The following is a 12,795-nucleotide window of genomic DNA, read 5'->3' on the forward strand; positions in this document are numbered from 1 at the left end:
TCAGTATGCCAATATTGATGAATAACAATCAATTAAAGCGGCTGAACCTCAATAAGTCAGAGGCTTTAACATTCTATCCGCCAAAAGGCTTATTTAAAATTGTTTATCAAGCTTTAATTCTGCCGAATTTACCTGAGCCCTTTTATTACTTAAATTTTATTAGTCTAATCGGTCAACCTCGCATTCCGATTTGTTATAACGCCAGTGCTATTACTACGACGGCAATTGATACTGCGACCGTTTTGGTCAGTAGTAGTGCCTCAACTGTTGGACATCTCAAAAGTTATAGTGCCAAAGAGCAGTGTCAATTGGAGCAAGACCGTTATCAGTTTTTAGATGTAGATCAAATCCAAGTTGATTTCCCAAATTATTATTTTAAGCGTGATGATGATGAGCTCGGTTGTCAACTCCAAGTGAATATTGACTCTGAAATAGAAAATCATTCAGCTTTACAATGGGGAGTTGGCGATTATTGGTATGTGCGTTGCCAATGTGAAGGGGAAATCACCTATAAAAAACAAAAGTATCAAATTGAAGCACAGGGTATTTTAAAACATGCTAGAGCCATGTATTTGCCCTTTATAGCCTTTCATTTTTTTACCTATCAAATCATTCAGATTAATGCAGATTTGCAAATTATTTTGTCCGAACTCAGAAACCAGTGGAATAGTATTATTTTTTCTCGGATTGAAATTCAGTCGAATGAACAGCAATCTCGACTTTATGATGATCAAGTCATTTTTGATGTCAGCCGTGTTTATCCAAAAGTACAAACACCAAATGGACGAGATATGTATTTACCACGAGAATTTAGTTGGCAATATTCAGAAAAGGATGTTGTTGTCTTTCAACTAACAGCACAAAGTCGAGGTGATTATAAATTTGGTTTGGCAGCAGGTTATGTGGGCAGCTTTCACTATCAACTCTTATGGGACAATGGGAGTTATGAGGGCACGGGATACTGTGAATATATCGATTGCAGACCTTTACACTGGCAAGAAAAAAATAAAACTGAGCAAATCTTAGACCAAATTCCACATTTTCAGCCTTATTTGTGTAAAAAATAATCTATCAGTTTGAATATTAAAATAAATTCCAATAAATCACTTGCAAGCGAACTGAAATGCTGTAGAATGCACATCCATCGGTGGTGATGCAGATAAAAAACTTGTTGAGAAACAAGGATTTGGCTAGATTGGTTAGGTTCTTGGGTTGGTTGGTGAGTTTTAAGAATATCGAAATTACCTGTTGACTTTAATTTAGATTAGAGTAATATAGCCGACCTAGCTTGATGATGACGAATCATCGAGAAGATCATTAAGAGAATAGAAGAACAACTTGTGTGGATTTTTACTGGTTGATCGATCGAAAATATTTCATTGATTGAATGGTAGAAATTACTCGAAGTTTATTTGAGCGAATTTTTAGTCAGAAAATTGATGAGCCAGATTTAGTACTTTTAGTAAAGTACAAATGATTTTAAACTGAAGAGTTTGATCATGGCTCAGATTGAACGCTGGCGGCAGGCTTAACACATGCAAGTCGAGCGGAGATGAGGTGCTTGCACCTTATCTTAGCGGCGGACGGGTGAGTAATGCTTAGGAATCTGCCATTTAGTGGGGGACAACATTCCGAAAGGAATGCTAATACCGCATACGTCCTACGGGAGAAAGCAGGGGATCTTCGGACCTTGCGCTAAATGATGAGCCTAAGTCGGATTAGCTAGTTGGTGGGGTAAAGGCCTACCAAGGCGACGATCTGTAGCGGGTCTGAGAGGATGATCCGCCACACTGGGACTGAGACACGGCCCAGACTCCTACGGGAGGCAGCAGTGGGGAATATTGGACAATGGGCGGAAGCCTGATCCAGCCATGCCGCGTGTGTGAAGAAGGCCTTTTGGTTGTAAAGCACTTTAAGCGAGGAGGAGGCTACCTAGATTAATACTCTGGGATAGTGGACGTTACTCGCAGAATAAGCACCGGCTAACTCTGTGCCAGCAGCCGCGGTAATACAGAGGGTGCGAGCGTTAATCGGATTTACTGGGCGTAAAGCGTGCGTAGGCGGCTGATTAAGTCGGATGTGAAATCCCTGAGCTTAACTTAGGAATTGCATTCGATACTGGTCAGCTAGAGTATGGGAGAGGATGGTAGAATTCCAGGTGTAGCGGTGAAATGCGTAGAGATCTGGAGGAATACCGATGGCGAAGGCAGCCATCTGGCCTAATACTGACGCTGAGGTACGAAAGCATGGGGAGCAAACAGGATTAGATACCCTGGTAGTCCATGCCGTAAACGATGTCTACTAGCCGTTGGGGCCTTTGAGGCTTTAGTGGCGCAGCTAACGCGATAAGTAGACCGCCTGGGGAGTACGGTCGCAAGACTAAAACTCAAATGAATTGACGGGGGCCCGCACAAGCGGTGGAGCATGTGGTTTAATTCGATGCAACGCGAAGAACCTTACCTGGCCTTGACATACAGAGAACTTTCCAGAGATGGATTGGTGCCTTCGGGAACTCTGATACAGGTGCTGCATGGCTGTCGTCAGCTCGTGTCGTGAGATGTTGGGTTAAGTCCCGCAACGAGCGCAACCCTTTTCCTTACTTGCCAGCATTTCGGATGGGAACTTTAAGGATACTGCCAGTGACAAACTGGAGGAAGGCGGGGACGACGTCAAGTCATCATGGCCCTTACGGCCAGGGCTACACACGTGCTACAATGGTCGGTACAAAGGGTTGCTACCTAGCGATAGGATGCTAATCTCAAAAAGCCGATCGTAGTCCGGATTGGAGTCTGCAACTCGACTCCATGAAGTCGGAATCGCTAGTAATCGCGGATCAGAATGCCGCGGTGAATACGTTCCCGGGCCTTGTACACACCGCCCGTCACACCATGGGAGTTTGTTGCACCAGAAGTAGGTAGTCTAACCGCAAGGAGGACGCTTACCACGGTGTGGCCGATGACTGGGGTGAAGTCGTAACAAGGTAGCCGTAGGGGAACCTGCGGCTGGATCACCTCCTTAACGAAAGATTGACGATCGGTAAGAATCCACAACAAGTTGTTCTTCGAAGATGTATCTGAGGGTCTGTAGCTCAGTTGGTTAGAGCACACGCTTGATAAGCGTGGGGTCACAAGTTCAAGTCTTGTCAGACCCACCAATCTGCAACAAAGCTAGAGATTAAGATATATCGTTCATTAAGTGATAAGCTGGGGACTTAGCTTAGTTGGTAGAGCGCCTGCTTTGCACGCAGGAGGTCAGGAGTTCGACTCTCCTAGTCTCCACCATGAATTAAAAGAGTTTGTAAAAACGAAATTAATTCAAAGCTAAATAGATTATAGAGTTTAATGAATAAAAAGATTAAGTAATTGATCTTGGTTTATTAATCTCTGTGATTTATCACAGTTTACTGCAAGCTGACGAGGCTGTAGTTAATCATTAACAGATTAGAAAATTGAGTCTGAAATAAATTGTTCACTCAAGAATTTAAGTTGATCGAAGTAATTTGATTGATTTAAACATATTGAGAACTAGCAAAAACACTGAATCAAGCGTTTTGGTATATGAATTTAGATTGAAGCTGTACGGTGATTAAGTTCACGAAGCAACAAACTGGATGAGAGCGATGTAAGTTGAAAAACGAGCATAGCAATCTGTCCTAACCTTACTTGTAAGGGTTAGCGACTGTTTGGGGTTGTATAGTCAAGTAATTAAGTGCATGTGGTGGATGCCTTGGCAGTCAGAGGCGATGAAAGACGTAATAGCCTGCGATAAGCTCCGGGGAGGCGGCAAATATCCTTTGATCCGGAGATTTCTGAATGGGGGAACCCACCCGCTATAAGGCGGGTATCATAAGCTGAATACATAGGCTTATGAAGCGAACGAGGGGAAGTGAAACATCTCAGTACCCTTAGGAAAAGAAATCAATTGAGATTCCCTTAGTAGCGGCGAGCGAACGGGGATCAGCCCATTAAGTTGTGTGTGTTCTAGTGGAACGCTCTGGGAAGTGCGAACGTAGAGGGTGATATTCCCGTACACGAAAGGGCACACACAATGATGACGAGTAGGGCGAGGCACGTGAAACCTTGTCTGAATATGGGGGGACCATCCTCCAAGGCTAAATACTCCTGACTGACCGATAGTGAACCAGTACCGTGAGGGAAAGGCGAAAAGAACCCCTGTGAGGGGAGTGAAATAGATCCTGAAACCGCATGCATACAAGCAGTGGGAGCCGACTTGTTCGGTGACTGCGTACCTTTTGTATAATGGGTCAGCGACTTATATTCAGTAGCGAGGTTAACCGTATAGGGGAGCCGTAGAGAAATCGAGTCTTAATAGGGCGTATAGTTGCTGGGTATAGACCCGAAACCAGGCGATCTATCCATGAGCAGGTTGAAGGTTGGGTAACACTAACTGGAGGACCGAACCCACTGTCGTTGAAAAGCCAGGGGATGACTTGTGGATAGGGGTGAAAGGCTAATCAAGCCTGGTGATAGCTGGTTCTCCCCGAAAGCTATTTAGGTAGCGCCTCGGACGAATACCATTGGGGGTAGAGCACTGTTTCGGCTAGGGGGTCATCCCGACTTACCAAACCGATGCAAACTCCGAATACCAATGAGTACTATCCGGGAGACAGACTGCGGGTGCTAACGTCCGTAGTCAAGAGGAAAACAATCCAGACCGCCAGCTAAGGCCCCAAAATCATAGTTAAGTGGGAAACGATGTGGGAAGGCATAGACAGCTAGGAGGTTGGCTTAGAAGCAGCCACCCTTTAAAGAAAGCGTAATAGCTCACTAGTCGAGTCGGCCTGCGCGGAAGATGTAACGGGGCTAAAACTATGTGCCGAAGCTGCGGATGTATACTATGTATACGTGGTAGGGGAGCGTTCTGTAAGCCGATGAAGGTGTGTTGAGAAGCATGCTGGAGGTATCAGAAGTGCGAATGCTGACGTGAGTAACGACAAAACGGGTGAAAAACCCGTTCGCTGAAAGACCAAGGGTTCCAGTCCAACGTTAATCGGGGCTGGGTGAGTCGACCCCTAAGGCGAGGCCGAGAGGCGTAGTCGATGGGAAATTGGTTAATATTCCAATACTTCTGTGTAATGCGATGAGAGGACGGAGAAGGTTAAGTCAGCCTGGCGTTGGTTGTCCAGGTGGAAGGTTGTAGGCATGTATCTTAGGCAAATCCGGGGTACTCTATGCTGAGAGCTGATAGCAAGCTGTACTTGTACAGTGAAGTGGCTGATACCATGCTTCCAGGAAAAGTCTCTAAGCTTCAGTTACACAGGAATCGTACCCGAAACCGACACAGGTGGTCAGGTCGAGTAGACCAAAGCGCTTGAGAGAACTCTGCTGAAGGAACTAGGCAAAATGGTACCGTAACTTCGGGAGAAGGTACGCTGCTGACGGTGATGGGACTTGCTCCCTGAGCGGTTGGCAGCCGCAGAAACCAGGCCGCTGCAACTGTTTATTAAAAACATAGCACTCTGCAAACACGAAAGTGGACGTATAGGGTGTGATGCCTGCCCGGTGCTGGAAGGTTAATTGATGGGGTTAGCGTAAGCGAAGCTCTTGATCGAAGCCCCAGTAAACGGCGGCCGTAACTATAACGGTCCTAAGGTAGCGAAATTCCTTGTCGGGTAAGTTCCGACCTGCACGAATGGCATAATGATGGCGGCGCTGTCTCCAGCAGAGGCTCAGTGAAATCGAAATCGCTGTGAAGATGCAGTGTACCCGCGGCTAGACGGAAAGACCCCGTGAACCTTTACTGCAGCTTGACATTGAACTTTGACCTTACTTGTGTAGGATAGGTGGGAGGCTTTGAAGTTGGAACGCTAGTTCCAATGGAGCCGTCCTTGAAATACCACCCTGGTAATGTTGAGGTTCTAACTCTGCCCCGTAATCCGGGGCGAGGACCATGTCTGGTGGGTAGTTTGACTGGGGCGGTCTCCTCCTAAAGAGTAACGGAGGAGTACGAAGGTGCGCTCAGCGTGGTCGGAAATCACGCGTAGAGTATAAAGGCAAAAGCGCGCTTAACTGCGAGACCCACAAGTCGAGCAGGTACGAAAGTAGGTCTTAGTGATCCGGTGGTTCTGTATGGAAGGGCCATCGCTCAACGGATAAAAGGTACTCTGGGGATAACAGGCTGATACCGCCCAAGAGTTCATATCGACGGCGGTGTTTGGCACCTCGATGTCGGCTCATCTCATCCTGGGGCTGAAGCAGGTCCCAAGGGTATGGCTGTTCGCCATTTAAAGAGGTACGCGAGCTGGGTTTAGAACGTCGTGAGACAGTTCGGTCCCTATCTACCGTGGGCGCTGGAAATTTGAGAGGATCTGCTCCTAGTACGAGAGGACCAGAGTGGACGAACCTCTGGTGTACCGGTTGTGACGCCAGTCGCATCGCCGGGTAGCTATGTTCGGAAGGGATAACCGCTGAAAGCATCTAAGCGGGAAGCCTACCTCAAGATAAGATTTCCCTAGGAATTTATTCCTCTAAAGAGCCGTTCGAGACTAGGACGTTGATAGGTTGGGTGTGGAAGCACGGTGACGTGTGAAGCTGACCAATACTAATTGCTCGTGAGGCTTGACTATACAACACCCAAACAGTTGTTGTATTCAAGATAAATTCAATACACAACTTGATTTAGTGTGAAAACTAGTTAAAATGCTGAACACAAAGTTAGACTCAATATCTAATCCGTTAATAACTCTTTGGTTCGTAAGTAAGGCAGACATGAAGTGAAAACACAACATGATCAATAAGACCCCAAAACACCACAACAGTTTGCTGGCGACAATAGCAAGAGTGAACCACCTGATCCCTTCCCGAACTCAGAAGTGAAACCTCTTAGCGCTGATGGTAGTGTGGCACTTGCCATGTGAGAGTAAGTCATCGCCAGCTTTTAATTCTAAACACCCCCTCCGCATACGCAGAGGGGGTGTTTTTATTGCTGGGGCAAAGAAATTGGGAGTTGATCTAAGAATAAATTTTAGTCTGATGAAAATTGTGTCATATGTAGAAATTAGAGTTGTGTTATTCTCTTAGTAGTATGTCGAATAATTAATAAAGATGGGTTAGCATGATTTTTTATACACTTTTATCTGCTTATCGAAAGAGTGGGGTGTTTTTATTGCTGGGGCAAAGAAATTGGGAGTTGATCTAAGAATAAATTTTAGTCTGATGAAAATTGTGTCATATGTAGAAATTAGAGTTGTGTTATTCTCTTAGTAGTATGTCGAATAATTAATAAAGATGGGTTAGCATGATTTTTTATACACTTTTATCTGCTTACGACTTGGTCTAGTTTTCTAGCAGGGGATTTAATTGAGCTTGTGCGAAGAACGATTGGACAGAACGTGCTTGAAGAAATGCTTGAATGTCTTAAGCAGCAAAACATAAAATAACTCTATGCTGTTTGCATGTTTGTTAAATGAGAGGGATACAACCCTCTATCACAATAAATATTTGCACCTTTGCTATTTTTGAGCAGATTAATCAGTAGAAAAGAGCTTTGCTTATAGGCGTAAACATTGCTTTATGTTATAAATATTTTTATGGGCATGTTTTTTGCTTATTTAAAAAGGGAAGTCTTAGTATGAAATTATCTGTAGGGTTGAAAGTTGCGAATAGTTTATCGTTAACCCCTCAATTACAACAGGCAATTCGTTTACTACAACTTTCTAGCTTGGAATTGGAGCAAGAAATACAAATTCAATTAGATAGTAATCCGTTACTGGAAAAAATTGAAGAAAATAATACAACAGAAAGTTTATCTACTTCAGAGATTAGTGAGTCAGGAGATTTAACAACTGAACTTAATGCAGATCATTTACCAAATGACTTGCCTGTTGATACCGAATGGGATGATATTTATACACATCAATCAACTGCATTAGCGTCGCCAGAATATGAGGAACGAGAGGATAATCGTCAAGTTCAATTGAGTTTAAAAGAACATATCTTAGAGCAAGTAAATTTATTACATTTTTCTACAGTAGATAAATTAATTGCTTATTGCATCGTTGATTCTTTAGATGATAAAGGGTTTTTAGATGCTGAATTAGATGATATTTTGCTTACAGTTACTCGTTTATTACAGGAAATGGAGAGTGCTGATGAGGTTGAAGAGGATGAAATTATTGTTGTTTTAAAACATATTCAACGTTTAGATCCAATTGGAGTGGGTTCTCGAAATTTAGCAGAATGTTTGAAGATCCAATTAGAAGGCATAGATCAAAAAAAATCATACTTAGCTGAAGCAAAGTGTTTACTGAAGTATTATGAATTATTAATAGCAAATGATTTAAATAAATTATTGAAACAAACAGGTTTGTCTAAAGAGCAGTTGAAAGGTGCTGTTGATTTATTAAAAACATTAAAACCATATCCAGGTTTAGAATTTAGCCAACAAGAATCTGAATATCAAGTTCCTGATGTTGTGGTTTCTAAGAAAGATCAGCATTGGCAAGTGCAGCTTAATCCCGATGTTATGCCTAAATTAAGGATTAATTCTTTTTATTCAAATATGATTCGTCGTGCTGATCAGAGTGATGATAATGTTTATTTACGTAATCAAATGCTTGAAGCGAAAAATTTTATTAAAAGTATAGATGAACGGCATAAAACATTACTCAAAGTTTCAACTTGTATTGTGGAACATCAGCGAGCTTTTCTTGAACAAGGACCTGAGGCGATGAAGCCTTTAGTTCTCCGTGATGTTGCAGAGGAAGTTGAATTACATGAATCCACTGTTTCACGTGTAACAACTAATAAATATATGCTTACACCACGTGGTTTATTTGAATTGAAATACTTTTTTTCAAGCCATGTTGGAACAACGACAGGTGGTGAAGCATCTTCAACTGCGATTCGGGCAATGATTAAAAAATTAGTTTCGAATGAAAATCCGCGTAAGCCTTTGTCTGATAATGCAATTGCGGAAATGTTGAAAGATGAGGGGATTGAAGTAGCTCGACGTACAGTTGCAAAATATCGTGAATCGTTACATATTCCATCATCTTCAGAAAGAAAAGTCTTGATCTAAATTTCAAGGTGTGACTATTCTAGGGATTCATTATTACGGAATAATGAATCTTTTTAATAATCACTAAAGGAATCGCTAAAATGATTTAATGAATGTTGAATCTTAATATGCATTAAATTTGCTTAGGCGATTCTTTGTATCCTTAGAAAAGGTGAGGGATAGAATTATGCAAATAACGATTCGTGGACACCATTTAACTATTACGCCTGCTATTGAAGAAAATATAAAAATGAAATTTAGTCAAATGACTAAGCATCTAGATCAAGTGAATAGTATGCAAATCAAATTGGCTAAAGATCATCAAATTGATAGACGTTCTCATAAAGGGAGCTCTAATCATATTGCTGAGGCGATTATTCGCTTACCGGGGATTGAACTGTTTGCACAGGCGACAGCAGATGATATGTATACTTCGATTAATAAATTAACAGAAAAACTAAAAAGACAGCTTGCAAAACATAGAAAAATACAGTGTTCTTATCAACATGAGCTGGCAATTTTAACTTAAGTTTTTTATCAAAAGAGGCTATTGCAACTAGCCTCTTTTTTTTATCGATAAAAAAAGAAAAGGCTTAATGAATTATCTGAAAAAGTTATAGTAAAATGTATGGTTTGACGCCATGGTTGTATAAGAGGTCTAGTAATGAATAGTGAGCAGCTCACGCAAATTTTAAAAGAAGCTTTCCCTGAAGCAGAAGTAGCAGTGAGTGGCCAAGCTGGGAAATTCGACCTTCGAATTGTTGATGATCAGTTTGATGGCAAACGTACGATTACTCGTCAACAAGCCGTATATGCACCATTAAACTCTTATATCGCAAGTGGTGAAGTGCACGCAGTTACGATTCGCGCAATGACAAAAGACGAATGGCGTAAAGCAAGCCTTTTCGGAGCTTAAATATTAATGGATAAATTTTTAATTACGGGCGGTGTTAAGCTCGAGGGCGAAGTACGTATTTCTGGTGCTAAAAATGCGGCTCTGCCTTTACTTGCTGCAATGATTCTTGCAGATTCTCCGATTACTTTAACGAATGTACCTCATTTAAAAGATGTGAACACCTTAGTGAAGCTGATTGCTGGCTTAGGCGTTACAATGAGCTATGAAGGGGATACGGTTCGTGCGGATGCGTCAACATTAGATAATCAGTTTGCACCTTATGAACTTGTGAAAACTATGCGTGCATCAATTTTGGTACTCGGCCCACTATTGGCTCGCTATGGAAATGCTAAAGTTTCATTACCTGGTGGTTGTGCGATTGGTTCACGTCCTGTTGATCAGCATTTAAAAGCATTGGAAGCTTTAGGTGCGCAGATTGAAGTTGAAAATGGTTATGTTCATGCTTCTGTTGATGGTCGCTTAAAAGGTGGCGAAGTTATTTTTGATATGGTCACTGTTGGTGGCACTGAAAATATCTTGATGGCTGCTGTATTGGCTGATGGTGTGACGACAATTCGTAATGCTGCTCGTGAACCTGAAATTACTGACCTTGCACAAATGCTCATTAAAATGGGTGCCAAGATTGAAGGTCTGGACACAGATACATTAGTTGTAACTGGCGTTGAAAGTTTACATGGCTGTGAATATGCGGTTGTTGCTGATCGAATTGAAACTGGTTCATATTTAGCTGCTGCTGCAATTACAGGTGGTCGAGTTAAAACCACGCATACGGACCCAGCATTGTTAGAAGCAGTATTGGATAAGTTTGAAGAAATGGGTGCAGAAGTGACCCGTGGTGATAATTGGATTGAACTAGATATGCAAGGTAAACGTCCTAAAGCTGTGAGCTTTAGAACTTTACCTCATCCCGAATTTCCAACTGATATGCAAGCGCAGCTTATGGCGGTCAATGTGATTGGTCGTGGTTTTGCAACGATTTCAGAAACAATTTTTGAAAATCGTTTTATGCATGTTCCTGAATTGTCACGTATGGGCGCAAATATTCAAGTGGAAGGGCATGATGCAGTCGTAACTGGCGTAGAGAAATTGCAAGCTGCTCCTGTAATGGCGACTGATTTACGTGCATCATTTTCTCTTGTTCTCGCTGCATTAGTCGCAGAAGGGGAAACCTTGGTTGATCGTATCTATCATATCGATCGTGGCTATGAACAAGTTGAAGAAAAGTTACAAAGTTTAGGTGCTCAGATTAAGCGAGTAAAAGGATGAATGACTTAAGAAACGATGATCCAAATTTTGATGTAATGGATAATTTTGATCATGGTTTAACCTTAGCACTCAGTAAAGGACGTATCCTAAAAGAGACATTACCTTTACTTGAGAATGCGGGTATTAATTTATTAGAAGATCCTGATAAATCACGTAAATTAATTTTCCCAACCACACATAAAAAAGTACGTATTTTGATTCTTCGTGCTTCTGATGTACCGACGTATGTTGAGAACGGTGCAGCAGATTTTGGTGTAGCGGGTAAAGATGTGCTGATGGAACATGGCGCCCAACATGTTTATGAGTTACTTGATTTAAAAATTGCAAATTGTAAATTGATGACTGCTGGTAAAGTTGGCATGGAACGTCCGAAAGGTCGTTTAAAAATTGCAACTAAATACGTGAATCTTACTCGTCAATACTATGCAAGTTTAGGTGAACAAGTTGATGTGATCAAACTTTATGGATCGATGGAGCTTGCACCTTTGGTTGGGTTGGGTGATTACATCGTCGATGTGGTCGATACAGGTAATACTTTACGTGCCAATGGTTTAGAGCCATTAGAAGAAATTTGCAAAGTTTCTTCTCGTTTAATTGTCAATAAAGCGAGCTTTAAACGTAAACAAGCCGTGTTAAATCCAATTTTGACGCAACTTGAAGAAGCTGTGAAATTACGTTCAGTATGATTTTGTATGATGATTCACAAAAACCGTTCTTTTGAACGGTTTTTTTATCGCTTAATTTTCTAATTAAGGGAAAGAATGTCTTAGTTTCAGGTTTGGCTGTGAGCTAAAAGGGTTTATCGTTTTTTGATTAGAGATAAGAATGAAAACGCCCTTGTAACGTAAACAAGAGTCTATTTAAAAATTACAAACACAATCTATTCCTTACATCGAGTGATTGCCGCATATTGAATCGGCTGATGAAGTTATAGCCCGCTCAGTTGAAAGTATTGCCAAACGAGCAATTGCGTGTTTGATGATTATCCAAGTAGCATGTGATTTAAAAAAAATCAGCAATTTGATCAAGAAACTAAAGACTTTATCGTTGATTTGCTAAATAAATTTGAAGTATTTGATGAGCTAACCCTTAAAGAACAAAATATTTTAAATTAAGAGGTTTCTCAACAAGATGTCGTGAATATGATTTGGAAATATAAGGCTTACTAGGTTTTACTTTGGGCACTCGGAATTGTAAAAGAGCTCAATGCTCCAAATGAAATAGCAGATTGTGATTTTGCAGTTCAGGTAGTTTCTGCTTGTCGCTCATTTGATGAATTTATGCAGCAAGTTGAGTTAAGAAATCTGGATGAAATTTTAGATCAGGCAGATTTGACCTATCGTTATGATTAGGCATGCGTAGATGCTCTTTTAAAACAACAAGATGCGCCTGAAAATTTAAATGCTTCAGTTGTTGTGGAACGTCATGGTGCTTTGAATTGGCTAATACAGCATGATGGAGATTGGGATAATCCAGACTTAAATACATAAAATCTAAAATATTTAAACCTAAAAATGATTTTTTCTATTAAAGCAGGTGGAAATGCTGATGTTATCTTGCCCACAAGCATGTTGAAAAAGAGTAAACTTAGCTTT

General features: G+C 41.4%; 6 protein-coding genes, 2 tRNA genes, 3 rRNA genes and 1 pseudogene. All 12 read left to right on the forward strand.

What is annotated here, in order from left to right; genetic code table 11:
* Positions 1–5: 5 nt before the first annotated feature.
* The 12 genes and pseudogenes from ABLB98_RS02700 to ABLB98_RS02755 all read left to right on the forward strand — a co-directional run bounded on the left by ABLB98_RS02700 (position 6) and on the right by ABLB98_RS02755 (position 12,690).
* Positions 6–1,067, forward strand: a complete 1,062-nt coding sequence (locus ABLB98_RS02700; RefSeq protein ID WP_348883448.1) for a DUF6670 family protein — start codon at positions 6–8, stop codon at positions 1,065–1,067.
* Between the two features lie 414 nt (positions 1,068–1,481).
* Positions 1,482–3,018 (forward strand): 16S ribosomal RNA (locus ABLB98_RS02705).
* 59 nt (positions 3,019–3,077) lie between these two features.
* A tRNA-Ile gene (locus tag ABLB98_RS02710) sits at positions 3,078–3,154 on the forward strand.
* 51 nt (positions 3,155–3,205) lie between these two features.
* A tRNA-Ala gene (locus tag ABLB98_RS02715) sits at positions 3,206–3,281 on the forward strand.
* 413 nt (positions 3,282–3,694) lie between these two features.
* A 23S ribosomal RNA gene (locus tag ABLB98_RS02720) occupies positions 3,695–6,586 on the forward strand.
* A 195-nt stretch (positions 6,587–6,781) separates the two neighbouring features.
* Positions 6,782–6,896: ribosomal RNA gene (gene rrf, locus ABLB98_RS02725) — 5S ribosomal RNA — on the forward strand.
* Together the 16S, 23S and 5S rRNA genes with 2 tRNA genes alongside form the textbook arrangement of a ribosomal RNA operon.
* A gap of 694 nt (positions 6,897–7,590) precedes the next feature.
* Positions 7,591–9,039, forward strand: a complete 1,449-nt coding sequence (locus ABLB98_RS02730) for an RNA polymerase factor sigma-54 (protein WP_348883637.1) — start codon at positions 7,591–7,593, stop codon at positions 9,037–9,039.
* 166 nt (positions 9,040–9,205) lie between these two features.
* Positions 9,206–9,547: a ribosome-associated translation inhibitor RaiA gene (gene raiA, locus ABLB98_RS02735; protein ID WP_005158799.1), complete on the forward strand. Its 342-nt coding sequence runs from the start codon at positions 9,206–9,208 to the stop codon at positions 9,545–9,547.
* A gap of 135 nt (positions 9,548–9,682) precedes the next feature.
* Complete coding sequence (ibaG, locus tag ABLB98_RS02740) at positions 9,683–9,934, forward strand: BolA family iron metabolism protein IbaG (RefSeq protein ID WP_004663844.1); 252 nt, start codon at positions 9,683–9,685, stop codon at positions 9,932–9,934.
* Positions 9,935–9,940: 6 nt separating this feature from the next.
* Positions 9,941–11,200 carry a UDP-N-acetylglucosamine 1-carboxyvinyltransferase gene (murA, locus tag ABLB98_RS02745; protein WP_348883636.1) on the forward strand — a complete coding sequence of 420 codons (1,260 nt, stop codon included), beginning with the start codon at positions 9,941–9,943 and terminating at the stop codon, positions 11,198–11,200.
* A complete protein-coding gene (hisG, locus tag ABLB98_RS02750; RefSeq protein WP_348883635.1) occupies positions 11,197–11,886 on the forward strand; it encodes an ATP phosphoribosyltransferase in 690 nt (229 codons plus the stop codon). The genes murA and hisG overlap by 4 nt, the downstream gene beginning before the upstream one ends.
* Before the next feature lie 172 nt (positions 11,887–12,058).
* Positions 12,059–12,690: pseudogene (locus ABLB98_RS02755) on the forward strand (DUF4272 domain-containing protein).
* Positions 12,691–12,795 lie beyond the last annotated feature (105 nt).

The sequence above is a fragment of the Acinetobacter yuyunsongii genome (genome assembly GCF_041021915.1).
Lineage (GTDB): Bacteria > Pseudomonadota > Gammaproteobacteria > Pseudomonadales > Moraxellaceae > Acinetobacter.

Excerpts from the sequence above, each read along its gene's own strand:
- hisG (WP_348883635.1), top strand. The coding sequence starts at position 11,197 with ATGAATGACTTAAGAAACGATGATCCAAATTTTGATGTAATGGATAAT.
- ibaG (WP_004663844.1), top strand. The coding sequence starts at position 9,683 with ATGAATAGTGAGCAGCTCACGCAAATTTTAAAAGAAGCTTTCCCTGAA.
- murA (WP_348883636.1), top strand. The coding sequence starts at position 9,941 with ATGGATAAATTTTTAATTACGGGCGGTGTTAAGCTCGAGGGCGAAGTA.
- raiA (WP_005158799.1), top strand. The coding sequence starts at position 9,206 with ATGCAAATAACGATTCGTGGACACCATTTAACTATTACGCCTGCTATT.
- ABLB98_RS02700 (WP_348883448.1), top strand. The coding sequence starts at position 6 with ATGCCAATATTGATGAATAACAATCAATTAAAGCGGCTGAACCTCAAT.
- ABLB98_RS02730 (WP_348883637.1), top strand. The coding sequence starts at position 7,591 with ATGAAATTATCTGTAGGGTTGAAAGTTGCGAATAGTTTATCGTTAACC.